The organism is Pseudothioglobus sp. nBUS_23, assembly GCF_051201565.1.
Classification (GTDB): Bacteria; Pseudomonadota; Gammaproteobacteria; order PS1; family Pseudothioglobaceae; genus Pseudothioglobus.
Window position 1 is genome coordinate 639,496 of sequence record NZ_CP179200.1, and the last position, 13,985, is coordinate 653,480.

At 40.7% G+C, this 13,985-nt stretch carries 16 protein-coding genes and 1 tRNA gene; 13 read left to right on the top strand and 4 right to left on the bottom strand.

Features of this window, described 5'->3' with window-relative positions; genetic code table 11:
- Nucleotides 1–103: 103 nt before the first annotated feature.
- The 7 genes from thrS to ACMAZA_RS03210 all read left to right on the top strand — a co-directional run bounded on the left by thrS (nt 104) and on the right by ACMAZA_RS03210 (nt 6,893).
- The gene (gene thrS / locus ACMAZA_RS03180) at nt 104–1,996 is read left to right on the top strand and encodes a threonine--tRNA ligase (RefSeq protein ID WP_435189967.1); all 1,893 of its coding nucleotides are present in this window, start codon (nt 104–106) and stop codon (nt 1,994–1,996) included.
- The gene (infC, locus tag ACMAZA_RS03185; RefSeq protein ID WP_435190459.1) at nt 1,978–2,598 is read left to right on the top strand and encodes a translation initiation factor IF-3; all 621 of its coding nucleotides are present in this window, start codon (nt 1,978–1,980) and stop codon (nt 2,596–2,598) included. Before thrS ends, infC begins: the two co-directional genes overlap by 19 nt.
- Entirely contained in the window at nt 2,576–2,773 is a 198-nt protein-coding gene (rpmI, locus tag ACMAZA_RS03190; protein ID WP_082345018.1) for a 50S ribosomal protein L35, read from the top strand. Before infC ends, rpmI begins: the two co-directional genes overlap by 23 nt.
- Nucleotides 2,774–2,785: 12 nt before the next feature.
- Nucleotides 2,786–3,145, top strand: a complete 360-nt coding sequence (gene rplT / locus ACMAZA_RS03195) for a 50S ribosomal protein L20 (RefSeq protein ID WP_020025064.1) — start codon at nt 2,786–2,788, stop codon at nt 3,143–3,145.
- Between the two features lie 110 nt (nt 3,146–3,255).
- Nucleotides 3,256–4,218: a phenylalanine--tRNA ligase subunit alpha gene (gene pheS, locus ACMAZA_RS03200; protein ID WP_435190460.1), complete on the top strand. Its 963-nt coding sequence runs from the start codon at nt 3,256–3,258 to the stop codon at nt 4,216–4,218.
- 16 nt (nt 4,219–4,234) lie between these two features.
- Entirely contained in the window at nt 4,235–6,598 is a 2,364-nt protein-coding gene (gene pheT, locus ACMAZA_RS03205) for a phenylalanine--tRNA ligase subunit beta (protein WP_435189969.1), read from the top strand.
- 4 nt (nt 6,599–6,602) lie between these two features.
- Nucleotides 6,603–6,893, top strand: a complete 291-nt coding sequence (locus ACMAZA_RS03210; protein WP_435189971.1) for an integration host factor subunit alpha — start codon at nt 6,603–6,605, stop codon at nt 6,891–6,893.
- Between the two features lie 2 nt (nt 6,894–6,895).
- Here the strand turns inward: ACMAZA_RS03210 and ACMAZA_RS03215 are convergent, their stop codons facing one another.
- Together ACMAZA_RS03215 and ACMAZA_RS03220 are read right to left on the bottom strand one after the other, a co-directional pair.
- Nucleotides 6,896–7,342, bottom strand: coding sequence for a hypothetical protein (locus ACMAZA_RS03215; RefSeq protein WP_435189973.1), 447 nt, complete (start codon nt 7,340–7,342; stop codon nt 6,896–6,898).
- Between the two features lie 43 nt (nt 7,343–7,385).
- Complete coding sequence (locus ACMAZA_RS03220; RefSeq protein ID WP_435189975.1) at nt 7,386–8,459, bottom strand: AI-2E family transporter; 1,074 nt, start codon at nt 8,457–8,459, stop codon at nt 7,386–7,388.
- A 74-nt stretch (nt 8,460–8,533) separates the two neighbouring features.
- Between ACMAZA_RS03220 and msrA the strand changes: the two genes are divergently transcribed.
- From msrA to ACMAZA_RS03240, 4 genes are all read left to right on the top strand, one after another.
- A complete protein-coding gene (gene msrA / locus ACMAZA_RS03225) occupies nt 8,534–9,022 on the top strand; it encodes a peptide-methionine (S)-S-oxide reductase MsrA (RefSeq protein ID WP_435189977.1) in 489 nt (162 codons plus the stop codon).
- A 5-nt stretch (nt 9,023–9,027) separates the two neighbouring features.
- Nucleotides 9,028–9,768: a HesA/MoeB/ThiF family protein gene (locus ACMAZA_RS03230; protein ID WP_435189979.1), complete on the top strand. Its 741-nt coding sequence runs from the start codon at nt 9,028–9,030 to the stop codon at nt 9,766–9,768.
- Nucleotides 9,769–9,797: 29 nt separating this feature from the next.
- Nucleotides 9,798–10,067, top strand: coding sequence for a hypothetical protein (locus ACMAZA_RS03235; protein ID WP_435189981.1), 270 nt, complete (start codon nt 9,798–9,800; stop codon nt 10,065–10,067).
- A gap of 14 nt (nt 10,068–10,081) precedes the next feature.
- A tRNA-Pro gene (locus ACMAZA_RS03240) sits at nt 10,082–10,158 on the top strand.
- A gap of 15 nt (nt 10,159–10,173) precedes the next feature.
- Here the strand turns inward: ACMAZA_RS03240 and ACMAZA_RS03245 are convergent.
- On the bottom strand, nt 10,174–11,118 hold the full coding sequence (locus tag ACMAZA_RS03245) for a DMT family transporter (protein ID WP_435189983.1): 945 nt from the start codon (nt 11,116–11,118) through the stop codon (nt 10,174–10,176).
- A gap of 283 nt (nt 11,119–11,401) precedes the next feature.
- Here ACMAZA_RS03245 and ACMAZA_RS03250 point away from each other — a divergent pair, with 283 nt between their 5' ends.
- Both ACMAZA_RS03250 and ACMAZA_RS03255 read left to right on the top strand, forming a co-directional pair.
- Nucleotides 11,402–11,743 (top strand): thiol-disulfide oxidoreductase DCC family protein, encoded by a 342-nt coding sequence (locus ACMAZA_RS03250; RefSeq protein ID WP_435189984.1) that lies wholly within the window; start codon nt 11,402–11,404, stop codon nt 11,741–11,743.
- An 18-nt stretch (nt 11,744–11,761) separates the two neighbouring features.
- Nucleotides 11,762–13,084, top strand: a complete 1,323-nt coding sequence (locus ACMAZA_RS03255; RefSeq protein ID WP_435189985.1) for an MATE family efflux transporter — start codon at nt 11,762–11,764, stop codon at nt 13,082–13,084.
- An 11-nt stretch (nt 13,085–13,095) separates the two neighbouring features.
- Here ACMAZA_RS03255 and ACMAZA_RS03260 read toward each other — a convergent pair whose 3' ends face one another.
- Nucleotides 13,096–13,974, bottom strand: coding sequence for a pirin family protein (locus tag ACMAZA_RS03260; RefSeq protein WP_435189987.1), 879 nt, complete (start codon nt 13,972–13,974; stop codon nt 13,096–13,098).
- Nucleotides 13,975–13,985 lie beyond the last annotated feature (11 nt).

Here is a 13,985-nt window from a genome sequence, read left to right on the forward strand (position 1 = left end):
TATACTTTAAAGCTGACATCCTAAAGTGATTTAAAGTCTTATTTTTTGTAAAGGTATGTCATCTATCAAGGTAAAATTGGATTTTTTGTTTTTTTCATGAGTTATGCCTAATGTAACACTGCCTGACGGCACAGTTAAGTCATATGATCAGTCACTGACTGTAGCGGAGGTGGCGTCATCGATTGGTTCAGGTCTTGCAAAGGCAGCAATTGCAGGCGAGGTGGATGGCCAGCTTGTTGACACTTCATTCATGATAGAGGGTGACTCAGACGTTGCTATCATTACCAATAAAGATGAAAAGGCACTAGAGGTGATTCGTCATTCTACTGCGCATCTCTTAGCTCAAGCAACCCAGCAAATTTATCCAAAAGCTCAGGTCACTATTGGACCTGTGATTGATAATGGTTTCTATTACGACTTTGCATACAAGGAGGGTTTCTCTGAGCAAGACCTTGCAAAAATAGAGAAAAAGATGAATGCTATTGTCAAGCAAAATCTTCCGATTGAGAGAATGGAGATGACGCGAGAAGAAGCGGTCAAGTTTTTCAAGGGCATGGGTGAGCATTACAAGGCAGAAATTATTGAGTCGATTCCAACCAATGAAGTTTTGTCTCTTTACAAGCAGGGAGACTTTGTAGATCTTTGTAGAGGTCCTCATGTACCATCAACGAGCAAGCTCAAAGCCTTTAAGCTCATGAAACTGGCCGGTGCTTATTGGCGAGGCGACTCGAATAACGAGATGCTACAAAGAGTCTACGGCACTGCCTGGGAGAATAAAGATGACCTAGCAGCACACCTTCACCGACTCGAGGAGGCTGAGAAGAGAGATCACAGAAAGATTGGAAAACTCCAAAACTTATTTCATACCCAGGAAGAAGCCCCGGGTATGGTCTTCTGGCATCCCAAGGGTTGGACGCTCTATCAAATTATCGTTCAGTATATGAGCCAGGTCTTTAAAGATAACGGCTACCAAGAAGTCCATACGCCTGAGGTCATGGACAGAACGATGTGGGAAAAGTCAGGCCACTGGGATAAGTTTGGTGACGCTATGTTTACGACTAGCTCAGAGAACAGAGATTATGCAGTTAAACCGATGAATTGCCCAGGCCATGTTCAGATTTACAATCAAGGCCTCAAGTCCTACAGAGATTTACCTTTAAGGCTTGCAGAGTTCGGCTCTTGCCATCGTAATGAGCCTTCTGGTACGCTCCACGGCATTATGCGCGTTCGCAACTTTGTTCAGGACGATGCACACATTTTTTGTACCGTTGATCAGATACAAAGTGAAGTGTCAGCTTTTATAGATCTAACGTTTAAGGTATACAAGCATTTCGGTTTTGAAAACATTGACATCAAACTTTCGACGCGTCCTGAAAAAAGGGTTGGCTCCGATGCGGTATGGGATCAGGCTGAGGCTGCACTCGCAGAGGCTTTAGATGCAAAAGGTATCAATTGGGAGCTCCAGGAGGGTGAGGGCGCCTTTTATGGACCTAAGGTTGAATTTGTATTGAAAGATTGCCTTGACCGTGAGTGGCAGTGCGGAACGATTCAGGCCGACTTCTCTATGCCGGATCGTCTTGATGCTCATTATATTGCTGAGGATGGCTCCAAGCAGATACCCGTGATGCTTCACCGAGTCATAGTGGGCTCAATCGAGCGATTTACTGGCATTTTAATTGAACATTACGAGGGAGCATTTCCATCTTGGCTGGCGCCGATTCAAGCAGTGATTATCAATATTTCTCAAAAACAAGAGGAATATACTAAAAATGTTGAGATAAATCTAAAAAATCAGGGCCTTAGAGTCATTTCGGACTTGCGGAATGAGAAGATAGGCTTTAAAATACGCGAGCACTCAATGCAACGCTACCCATACATTTTAGTGGTTGGCGACAGAGAGCAAGAAAACAATCAAGTATCTGTTCGTCGAAGGGGCGGAGAGGACTTGGGTTCAATGTCTTTAGAGGCGTTGACAGAATTAATAAATCAGGAGTAATTATTAAAAGCCCAGCAAAGGTAAAGACTAGGATTAATCAAAATATTAGTGCACCCAAAGTCCGAGTGATAAATGACAGAGGTGACCAGTTAGGAATCCTAAGTAATGATGATGCTCTTGAATTAGCAGTTAACGAAGGTTTAGACTTAGTTGAAGTTTCGCCAAATGCAGATCCACCGGTATGCCGTGTGATGGATTTTGGAAAGTTTCAGTATGAACTGAAGAAACAAAAGAGCGACGCTAAGAAAAAACAGAAAAAGACTCACGTCAAGATGATTAAGTATCGTCCTGGAACTGAGGAAGCGGATTACCAAATCAAGTTTAGAAACTTGGTTAAATTTATTGAGAACGGCGACAAGGTCAAAGTAGTGATTTGGTTTCGTGGTCGAGAGGTTCAGCACCGTGAGTTAGGTATGGAGATGCTGGATAGAATTGAAAGTGAAACAGAAGAATTTGCCACTGTTGAGCAGAAGGCAAAAATGGAGGGTCGCCAGCTTGGCATGATGCTAGCACCCAAGTCTAAGAAAAGTAAGGCGAAAGCCCGAAAAGTTGAACCCGAAGAGGGTCAAGGAGTAAATGATGCCGAAGTTAAAGACCAATAGAGGCGCCGCAAAGCGTTTCAAAAAGACTGCCAGTGGTGGTTACAAAAGTAAACACTCTCATCTGAGACATATTTTGACCAAAAAGAGTACTTCCAGAAAGCGCTCGCTACGTTCGCCTGATACGATTGAGAAGGTTGATGTACCTATGGTTAAAAGAATGTTACCTTACAGTTAAAGGAGTATTACTATGGCAAGAGTTTCAAGAGGTGTGCAGGCGCACGCCAAACACAAAAAAGTTTTAAAGAAGGCCAAAGGTTACTATGGTGCTCGTTCTAAAGTTTATCGCGTTGCCAAGCAAGCGGTCATCAAAGCAGGACAGTACGCATACCGTGACCGTCGTCAGCGTCGTCGTCAGTTCCGTAGATTGTGGATTGTTCGTATCAACGCTGAGGCAAGAAATAATGGCCTAAGCTACTCACAATTTATCAATGGCTTGAACAAGGCTGGTGTTGAGATTGATCGTAAAGTTCTCTCAGATATTGCCATCTTCGATAAAGACGCCTTTGCTAAAATTGCTGATCAAGCAAAAGCTGGATTAGCACAGTAGAAAAATCTTACTAAAAGACTGTAACATAGGTTGCAGTCTTTTAAATAATACAAGTAGGCATTTTGATTAACAAAATTATCACCAACGCCACCAAATCTATAGCCAGTGCTATGGATTTAAAGGCTCTTGACGATTCAAGAGTCCAGTACTTGGGTAAAAAGGGTGAGCTAACAGACCTCCTTAAGGGTCTTGGAAAGCTCTCTAAAGAAGAGAGACCTAAGATGGGCGAGGCGATTAATGAAGCCAAAGTCCAAATCCAGAAACTCATCGAATCTCGCAAAGAAGAGCTCGAAGTGGAGCTTCTTAATCAGAGACTTCTTGATGAAAAAATCGATGTTACGCTACCAAGCAGGAACTCAGAAAAAGGAAGCCTTCATCCTATCACTCAAACGCTCAATCACATTCAAGATATTTTCACTAAGGCTGGTTTTGAGATAGAGCTAGGCCCTGAAATTGAGGATGATTTTCATAACTTCAGCGCGCTCAACATTCCAGAGCACCATCCTGCAAGAGCGATGCATGATACGTTCTATTTTGATTCTAATACCGTATTAAGGACGCACACTTCCCCTGTTCAAATCAGAACTCTGGAAAGGCAAAAGCCGCCAGTCAGGGTGATTGTTCCGGGCAAAGTCTATCGCTGTGACTCAGATGTCACGCATACACCAATGTTTCATCAAGTTGAAGGTCTGATCGTTGATAAAGAGGCCTCATTCTCTCAGCTCAAAGGCCTTTTGATTGACTTTTTGAGAGCCTACTTTGAGAAGGAAGACCTCAAGGTTAGATTCCGACCTTCCTACTTCCCGTTCACTGAGCCCTCCGCTGAGGCCGATATTGAGTGCGTGATTTGTGGAGGAGAGGGCTGCAGAGTCTGTAAAAAGTCTGGCTGGCTCGAAGTTTTAGGGTGCGGCGTTGTGCATCCAAACGTACTGAAAGCGGTCGACATTGATTCAGAGGAGTACTCTGGACTTGCCTTTGGAATGGGCGTAGAGAGGCTCGCGATGCTCAGATATAGCGTCAACGATCTTAGGCTATTTTTTGAAAATGACGTTCGTTTTTTAAATCAGTTCTAGTGAGAAGGTATCAATTATGAATATTTCAACTAGATGGTTAAGGGAGTGGGTTAATCCTGATGTGAGCGATTTAGAGCTCTCAGAAAAATTAACAATGGCTGGACTAGAGGTGGATCAAATTGCACCTGTAGCGCCGCCGTTTGAAGGACTGGTTGTTGGTCATGTTGTTGCTTGCGGTAAGCACCCCAATGCAGACAAGCTGAGTCTTTGCGAGGTTGATGTGGGAACAGGCGAAAACCTGCAAATTATTTGCGGCGCTCCGAATGTTAGGCAAGACTTAAAGGTCGCTGTTGCAACTGTCGGATCGACTCTTCCCAATGGGCTCAAAATTAAACGCGCTAAATTAAGAGGCGTTGAGTCAAATGGAATGCTCTGCTCAGAATCTGAAATCGGTATATCCGAGGCTCATGACGGCATCATCGAGCTGGATTCGAAGGCTAAAATTGGTGATGATGTTCGATCCGTTCTTGATCTGGATGATCAAATTATTGAGCTCGACATTACTCCGAATAGGGGCGATTGTTTTAGCGTTCTCGGTGTTGCAAGAGAGGTCTGCGTCAACTATAACTTATCTCTTCCAGCGTTAGAATTTAAAGCGAATCAAAAAGGCAAAAGGGCTTTCAAATCTACAGTCAGCAATCCTAAAGAGTGTCCAAGGTATTTAACGAGGGTTATTGAGGGGGTTGATAACAATGCATCAACGCCAGACTGGATGGCTCAAAAACTTCAACGCGCTAATCAGCAGCTCCACTCACCCATTGTTGATATTACTAACTATGTCTTGTTGGAGCTCGGTCAGCCGATGCACGCCTTTGATTTATCCAAAATTAATGGCAATATCAATGTCAGGTCAGCTAAAAAGAATGAAGAGCTAGAGCTTCTCAACGGGCAAAGCGTTACATTGTCAGAAGATACGCTCGTTATCGCTGATGAAAAATCTGCCATAGCGATCGCTGGAGTGATTGGCGGAATGGGTAGCTCAACACTAGAGAGCTCGACTGAAATTTTACTAGAGGCTGCGTTCTTTGAGCCCGTTGCAATCTCTGGAGTCGCAAGGTCCTATGGTCTACATACTGAGGCTTCACTCCGCTTTGAGAGGGGAGTAGACTTCAAGATGGCTGGCCATGCAATGGATAGGGCGACAGAGCTTGTCCTAGAAATTTGCGGCGGAGAGGCATCAGAAATCAATGAAACAGTTGATGCAAAATCACTTCCGGAACTTGAGCCCATTCAAATATCGATTGAAAAAATATCAAAAGTGCTCGGCTTTGATCTCGACCCTGCCTGGGTGGAGTCGAAATTCAAGTTTCTTGATTTCGATTTCAAAAAGAATAAAGACAACTCTTGGACTATTACTCCGCCAAGCTTCCGTTTTGATATTCGTATTCCAGCTGACATCGTTGAGGAGCTGGCTAGGCTCTATGGTTACGACAAGATTCCAGTGCAAAGACTCTCTGTCGATGCAAACATTTCTCATGCAGCTCAGACCAAAATTAACTCTAATGATCTTTCCAGTGCGCTTGTTCATAGGGGCTATCAAGAGGTGATCACCTATAGCTTTATTTCAAATGAGATGCATGATTTAGTGGACCCTGATGCAAAGAAAATCTTACTGCAAAATCCAATCTCAGATGACATGGCGGTCATGCGCTCAAGTTTATGGCCTGGACTGATTGATTCAGCCAAATCCAATTTCAGAAGAGGGCACCACAACCTGCGATTCTTCGAGCTTGGTCTATGCTTCTCTGGCATCGAGGTAGAGGGTCAGACACAGAAAATTGCAGGCATTATCTCGGGTAACCGTCATAACTCGCAATGGGCTGACTCAGATCGAGAGGTCGACTTCTTTGATACTAAATCTGATGTCGAGTCCCTTTTAAATCTCAGTAAGAAGGGGTTTAAATTTGAGGCGGCTGAGCATCCAGCTCTGCAGATGGGGCAAACAGCAAAAATAATGAAAGGAGACAACCACATTGGTTGGCTAGGCGCTATTTCTCCGAAACTTCAAAAGAAGTTATCGATGCCTAAAGCTTTCCTCTTTGAGCTCACTCAGTCAGAAATTGCGCAAGGCGAAAAGCCAATCTATGAGTCTTTCTCATCCTTTCAGGCATCACAAAGAGATATTGCAATCGTGGTTTCAAAAGAGATCTCGAGTGACGAACTGATCCAATCCATTCAGTCCTTAAAGCAAAATGATTTAATTGATGTCAACTTGTTTGATGTCTACGAAGGTGAGCATATTGAGCAGGGCAGTAAAAGTGTAGCCTTAAATTTAACTTATCAATCGAAAGAAGTTACCCTAACTGATGAACAGCTAGCTAAAAAAGTTAGTAAAATAGTAGGCCATTTAGAAACAAAATTTTCTGCTAAATTAAGATAATCAAATGTCCCTTACAAAACAAGATATAGCCAACACCCTCGTCAAGAAAACAGAACTCACTCAAACTCAAGCATTAGCGCTTACCAATCAATTCTTTGATCAAATCATAGAGACACTGAAGACTGGAGAGGAAATCAAATTATCAAGTTTTGGTAACTTTGTTGTCAGAGAAAAAACGCCAAGACCTGGCAGAAACCCGAAGACTGGTGAAGAGGTCATGATTAGTGCAAGAAAAGTGGTTACCTTTAAGGCTGGCCCAAAGCTCAAATTAGCGACTCAAAACGGTAAAAAATAAACCTAGTCGGTTATCGCAACCATAAACCCTTTTAAAATTGGAATCACAGATTGCATTAACTGTTGCTGCTCGTTCTCATCTGCTGTTTTACCACTTGTTACTCTCTTTTTTAGTGATGGTGCGTAACCATCATCAATTGAAAATGAGGCAAAAAGAAGCTCCATCGAGTCATCAGACTCGCCTTCATTCTGGACCATCTCAACATCATAGACTGCACTATCCTCTTCGGTCTGCTTGTTGACAAACAGAATGGTCTCGTTGAAGTGAAGAAAGAAGCGCTCAGCAGGGCACTTGGAGGAATTTTTGGATTCCAGTTCACCCTCACTCATAGCGCTCGCAATCTGATCATAATGCTGATCAGTAAGCCTGACATAGCGAGTATCTAGATAGTCTCCGAGCTCGTTATCACCTTCGTGTTCTTTGATGTATTCGATGAGCTCTTTCAGCATGATTTTTAGGTTTTAAGATTAAGGTGAGAATTTTAACAAAGATTTACTTTGATTTACCAAATTGAATTTGATAAATATCAAAGATAGTAATCGACATTGCGGCAATAATGGGGCCAATAAATAAACCCAAGATACCAAACTTGATAATACCTGCAAGCGTCGAGAGGACAGTAATGAGTGTATGGTTCAAAGGGCTCTGATGCTTCATAGAGCTTGAGAGTTTCGTAATTATAATTGGCCGTAACAAGTTATCGATTAAGGTGCCCGCTATGATTGCACCAAAAAATATAATGATAAATGCGCTTGTTGGCTCGCCAATTGCAAATAGATAGATTGAGAGAGGTAGCCAAACTAGAACACCTCCAAGGATTGGAATAAAGCTTGCTAGAGCCATTGCAACTCCGAAAAACAAAGCAGGTAGCCCAACCATCATGACGCCAACTGCAAAAGCAACTCCCTGCGTAATGGCCACAAGAAAAACGCTACCAACAAGTGTTAAAGAGAGGCCTGAGAACTGATTCAGAAGCAAGTCATTTATCTTGTTGTCCAGTGGCGAGACTTTTCTTACCTTTTCAATAAAAGAGGGTCCGTCAATATAAAAGTAGTAGAGTGAAATGATAGTGATAATCACAAAAAAGATGAACTGGCTTGATAGGCTTGTTATGCTTTTTAGGATAACGATTGAAAAGTCTGTTATACCTACAGCAATACTCTCTAAGTTATTTCTTAGTGAGCTATCCAGAAACTCTCGAACTGAGTCTGTTAAAGGGAGGCTCATAACGATTTCATCAGTAATCCTGCTAATTTCGCTGAGCTGAAAGTCGCTCTGTAGTTTATTAATTAGGGCTGTAGTTTCGATACCACTCACAAGAAGAATGTATCCAAGCGGGAGAATTAAGAGAATGGTTACCAATAGCGTCATCATCAGCGCTGCTATTTTTTTTGATCTTTTCTCAGAAAGTTTGCTATAACTTCCAAAGGTTGAGATGCAGATTAAAAGCGATAGGAAGAGGTAGGCAATGAATGGGGTAAAAAGCCAAACTATGGCTAGAATGGATAAAGCTAGAAGTATTAATACTAGACCATTACCATGACGGTTGTTAACACTTTCAGCCACATAGACTCCTTGAAGTTATCTCTACTTACTGAGATAAAGTATACTATATTGTTTTAAATATTAAAGAAAAATACATGGAAACAGCTTATCTAGCCGGCGGATGTTTTTGGTGCGTTGAGGCAATTTTTCAGCGCGTAAACGGGGTCATTGAATTGAAAAGTGGTTACTGCAATGGATCGACACAAAACCCCTCTTATGAATCCATTTGCACGGGCCAAACTGGGCACGCTGAAGTCGTTAAAATTGATTTTGATGAAAGCGTAGTCTCATTTGAGGCATTACTTGATGTCTTTAATGCAACTCATGACCCGACCAGCCTTAATCAACAGGGCGCTGACAAAGGAACACAGTATCGTTCAGCCATCTTCTATGTAAGTGAGTCACAGAAGGAGATTGCAACCTCAGTGATTGGTAATATCAAAGGTGCAGTCACTGAAATTACCGAGCTCGATGTTTTTTATCCAGCTGAAGGCTACCATCAAAACTACTTTAACGACAATTCAAACCAACCTTACTGTCGAATGGTCATTTTGCCAAAAATTCAAAAGTATTTTAGAGACTGACGTCCATGGAAGATCAGGAACTACTTAGATACTCTAAACAAATTATGCTGCCTCAGGTTGACGTTGAGGGTCAACAGAAAATTATGGACTCAACTGTGCTTATTATTGGCATGGGAGGTCTTGGTTCTCCAACAGCGCTCTACCTAGCTGCAGCAGGAGTGGGTCATATTGTGATTGCAGACTTTGATCAAGTTGAGCTATCCAACTTGCAAAGGCAAATCATTCATCAAACTAAGGATATTGGCGATGATAAAGTCAATTCAGCCAAAAATAAATTGACTGAGCTCAATCCAGAAATCAAAGTGACGATTGCTAATGAGCTTATTCATACTGACAACCTTAATGAATTAATCAAGGGGGTTGATATTGTTCTAGATGGAACCGATAACTTTGAAAGTCGTTTTGAGATCAACAAGGTCTGTGTGGAGAATAAGAAGCCGCTGATCTCTGCCGCTGTAGTTAGGTTTGAAGGGCAAGTATCTGTGTTTAAGGGTCATGAAAAAGAGCTTCCCTGTTATCAGTGCCTCTACTCTGAAGAGGGCGAAGAAAACGATAGCTGTATCGAGAATGGTGTATTAGCTCCCGTTGCTGGATTGATTGGAACTTTGCAGGCCTTGCAAGCAATCAAAGTGATATTGAACTTGGGAGATCAGTTGAGTGGATCACTGCTTTTAGTTGATGCAATGGATTTAAGTTTTAGAAAGGTAAAAATTGGTAAGGATTCTAAATGCCCTATCTGTAACTAGAAAAAAGACACATTATTTAGGAGTGAATGATGATCAATTTTATTAGTATTTTAATTTCTGTAGGTTTTGGCTATCTCTTTTTTAGAATTGCGAGACCAAAGAATGAGTTGTCATCTAAATCTGTATTTTATGGACGAACATTCTTAGCATGGAGCCTTTTTGCATCCACATCGTTTTATATTAGGCCATTTGTTGTAGATCAAAATATAAATAATATAATCTATTGGTTTATTATGTCGGCGCCATTTGCCATATTTGCTTTTGTTTTTGGATTTCTATACGGCAAATTTAGAAACTAAGTATTATAGTTTTTCGGGGCGTAGCGCAGCCTGGTAGCGCACTTGACTGGGGGTCAAGTGGTCGCAAGTTCAAATCTTGCCGTCCCGACCAAATTAAATAACTAAGTTAAAGTTTAGGTTCTTGAGCGCCATCATTTGGCTTCAGTGAGTCTGCAGCTTTTGTCTCTCGATGACTGATATAAATTGTCGACATAAAAATTATTAAACCTCCAACCCAAGTCCAGGTACCAGGAATTTCTGAAAAAATCATCCATCCCAAAAGAGCAATAATAGGTAGTTTTATGAAGCCAATTGGCTCAAGACTTGTAATCTCAGCCATTGCATAGGACTTAGTCCATGCAAAATGTGCCAATGTCCCTAATATAGCAATCCCCCATAAATATAACCAAGTCTGAAAATTAGGCCACTGCCAAACCGGTATGGCTGTAGTTAGAGTAATTGGTATAAGCATGATTACCATCCAAATTATGATTGCTTGAGGTGTGTCAGTCAGAGTAAGCTTTTTGACAATTAGTGCATTTATTGAGAGCGCTAAAGCTGAAATAATTGCTAGTATTATTCCAAATGTAAAACCGTTAAAGCCAGGTTGAACAATAATTAGCATACCAATAATTCCAACAATAATGGCAGCAATTCTTCTAGCTTTAATTATTTCACCTAAAAATAGAGTCGCTCCAATTGTAATAAAAAGTGGTTGAGAGAAGCTGATTGCTGTTGCCTGTGCAAGAGGTATTAGGGTTAAGCAGGTAAAGCCAGCAATCATACCTATAGCGCCAACAAAAGCTCTCATAAAAAATAGCTTTGTATTTTTCATTTTTATAGCAGTCATACCAATAGATCTTATTATTGGCAGCATTACAATCAAAGCGAGTAGATTTCGAAAAAAAACAACTTCAAGAACATGTAAGTTTTCGGATGCTTTCCTAATTAAAACAACCATGATTGAAAATAAAACTATAGACAAAATATTTAAAATTATTGCCTTAGTTTGAGCACTTTGCAATAAAAAGAAACGAACGATTTTCAGATTATTTGGTTGTTTTTTGAACAATTGAAAGTCTCAAATTTTTAATAATCAAACTATACCTTAATAAGACTGAAACTTTCTCATGCTATTTAGATTGAATGATTAGTAATATATAATATCCGTATGAAAAATGCTTTAGATACAATTAAAAAGATTTCTAAAATTTCTACTTTAGTTGCACTAAGCTTTTTAACATTTAGCTGTTTGGATAATTCAGTTAAACTCAAAGAAATAAGCTCTTGGCAAGTAGTTGAGGGCTTTAAATAAATCATCTAAAAGATACATATTTTTTTATATTGGCCTGATTATGAAAAGTGATTCAGAAGGAAAGGTTTTATTCAACGAAGAGTGCAGTATCTGCAACTTTGAAATAAAGCATTATAAGAAAAGGTCTCAGCTTCAATATGAGAACTGTAGCCAGAAAGGTGACAAATACCTAAAAGCACTCTATGTAGAGTTCCCAGATGGAACTGAAATTAAGGGAGTTGAAGCTTTCATTTATGTCTGGAGCAACACCAAGGGCTATGGCTGGCTTGCAAAGTTTGTGAGTTTGCCTGGCGTGTTTACTTTTGCAAAGTTTTTGTATGCCATTCTTGCATTCATTCTTTACTGGCGTTTCAAAATTTTCAATCGAACTCTTTCTAGCTAAAGTCTAGAATAATTCTATATGGTTAAGAGCTCAACAACGCTTACTCACAAAAGAGTTTTAAGTGTCGCTGCTCCAATTGTTTTAGCCAATGCAACCATTCCAATTCTGGGAGCTGTTGATACAGCAGTTGTGGGTCAGATGGGCTTAGCTGCGCCAATTGGCGCTGTTGGAATAGGTGCTATTATTATTTCAGCTATTTATTGGCTCTTTGGATTTCTAAGGATGGGAACCACTGGGCTGACAGCTCAGGCCATTGGGTCAAAGGATGATTTAGAGACATCAGCCCTCCTAGTAAGAGGAATCCTCATTGGTCTTAGTGCTGGCCTAGCTCTAATACTGACTCAAGTGCCTCTTTTTGGCGCAGCACTTGGTTTGGCTCCAGCTTCCCTTGAGGTTGAGTCTTTGGCAAAAGAGTATTTGCAAATTAGGGTCTATAGTGCACCGGCTGCAATAGCAATCTTTGGAATTACTGGTTGGCTTATTGCAAATGAGAGAACTCGAGCTGTTTTGGTTCTAATGTTGCTTATTAATTCCATCAATATAGTTTTAGATTTTGTTTTTGTTCTGAGGCTAGGTTGGGGTGTTGAAGGGGTTGCGTTTGCCACTATTGTCGCAGAGTGGACAGGATTGATTTTTGGATTATGGCTTTCAAAGGAGGGATTTAAAAACGGCTACTGGAGAAACTGGAATCAAATATTTGACAGATCTAGGCTAATCAAGATGGCCAAAGTGAATAGTGATATTTTGATTCGATCGGTTCTGCTTGAGATAGCATTTGTGAGTTTTCTCTTTCTTGGTTCGAGCTTTGATGATGCTACTCTGGCAGCGAATCAGGTGCTCATTCAGTTCTTAAATATAACAGCTTACGCTATGGATGGTTTTGCTTTTGCAGCTGAAGCGTTTGTTGGGCAAGCGCTTGGAGCTCGAAATAGATTACTGTTTCGAAAGTCAGCCATTATGACAACTCAGTGGGGCTTTGGGTCTGTTGTTGTCATGGCGATTATTTTTGCAGTTTTTGGAAGTAATATTATTGATGTCATGACTACTGCTGAAAATGTAAGAGAAGTGAGCCGAGAATACTTGCCTTGGATGGTTCTAGCGCCACTAGCTGGTGCTGCTGCTTGGATGCTAGACGGAATTTTTATTGGAGCTACGAGAACAGCGGATATGAGAAATATGATGTTTATTTCTTTCTGTGTCTATTTGTTGATGTTGGCATTATTGTTACCTAAGTATGAAAATCATGGACTATGGGCATCACTCATTATTTTTTCAATCGCAAGGGGAATTACATTAGGTTTCAAGTACCCAAAGCTTGAGGCTTCTGTTGAAAGTAAATAAATTCAAACAGTTTAGTCTAGGTGCCCAAATTTGCCATTATTAAAATCATCAATGGTTTGCCTAATTTCATCATTTGTATTCATCACAAATGGTCCATAAGAGGCTATAGGTTCATCAATCGGTTCGCCACTTAGGACCAATATTTCTGCCTCATCTTCAGCTTTTATTGTAAATTCTTTACCTTTATTTTCAAAAAGCACAAAGTGGTTTGTTGGAGCTCTCTCTTTGTTGTTTATGGTGACATTTCCCTTAATAATTAGAAGCCCAGTATTATGACTCTCATTGAAACTTAAACTCGTTCCCTTTCCTTTGTTGAGTTTGACGTTAAAGAGGCTCATTGGAGTAAAAGATGAAGCTGGCCCTTTACTTTTTTCAAATTCCCCAGCAATAATATCAATGGTTCCAATTCCATTACCAAGGTCTACTTTCGCTAAATCTTTATTTTCAATATTTTGGTACTTTGGCTCAGTCATTTTGTCTTTTGCAGGAAGGTTAACCCAGAGCTGAACCATTTGCATCTCACCACCTTTTTTACTGAAATTTTTTTCGTGATATTCCTTGTGAAGTATTCCTTTGCCTGAGGTCATCCACTGGATACCACCTTCTTCAATAACGCCACCTGCACCCGTACTATCATTGTGCTCAACTTTACCTTTGTATGCAATAGTGACTGTTTCAATGCCTCTATGAGGGTGAGATCCAACGCCGCGAGGAGCCCCATTATTTGGTGGAAAGTAATGAACTGGAGCGTAGTCCATCAAAAGGAATGGACTCATACGTTTCATGGTTAGAGGTTCTCTTCTGCCTAAAATTCCATAAACTCTAAACCCATCTCCAACGAAATGAAGATTGTCTGGGGGAAGAACTGCTTCTATCGACCTTAATGCCATTACTAATAAGT

Coding starts and splice junctions, on each gene's coding strand:
- thrS (WP_435189967.1), top strand. CDS start 104: ATGCCTAATGTAACACTGCCTGACGGCACAGTTAAGTCATATGATCAG.
- rpmI (WP_082345018.1), top strand. CDS start 2,576: ATGCCGAAGTTAAAGACCAATAGAGGCGCCGCAAAGCGTTTCAAAAAG.
- rplT (WP_020025064.1), top strand. CDS start 2,786: ATGGCAAGAGTTTCAAGAGGTGTGCAGGCGCACGCCAAACACAAAAAA.
- pheS (WP_435190460.1), top strand. CDS start 3,256: ATGGATTTAAAGGCTCTTGACGATTCAAGAGTCCAGTACTTGGGTAAA.
- pheT (WP_435189969.1), top strand. CDS start 4,235: ATGAATATTTCAACTAGATGGTTAAGGGAGTGGGTTAATCCTGATGTG.
- ACMAZA_RS03210 (WP_435189971.1), top strand. CDS start 6,603: ATGTCCCTTACAAAACAAGATATAGCCAACACCCTCGTCAAGAAAACA.
- ACMAZA_RS03215 (WP_435189973.1), bottom strand. CDS start 7,342: ATGCTGAAAGAGCTCATCGAATACATCAAAGAACACGAAGGTGATAAC.
- msrA (WP_435189977.1), top strand. CDS start 8,534: ATGGAAACAGCTTATCTAGCCGGCGGATGTTTTTGGTGCGTTGAGGCA.
- ACMAZA_RS03230 (WP_435189979.1), top strand. CDS start 9,028: ATGGAAGATCAGGAACTACTTAGATACTCTAAACAAATTATGCTGCCT.
- ACMAZA_RS03235 (WP_435189981.1), top strand. CDS start 9,798: ATGATCAATTTTATTAGTATTTTAATTTCTGTAGGTTTTGGCTATCTC.
- ACMAZA_RS03250 (WP_435189984.1), top strand. CDS start 11,402: ATGAAAAGTGATTCAGAAGGAAAGGTTTTATTCAACGAAGAGTGCAGT.
- ACMAZA_RS03255 (WP_435189985.1), top strand. CDS start 11,762: ATGGTTAAGAGCTCAACAACGCTTACTCACAAAAGAGTTTTAAGTGTC.
- ACMAZA_RS03260 (WP_435189987.1), bottom strand. CDS start 13,974: ATGGCATTAAGGTCGATAGAAGCAGTTCTTCCCCCAGACAATCTTCAT.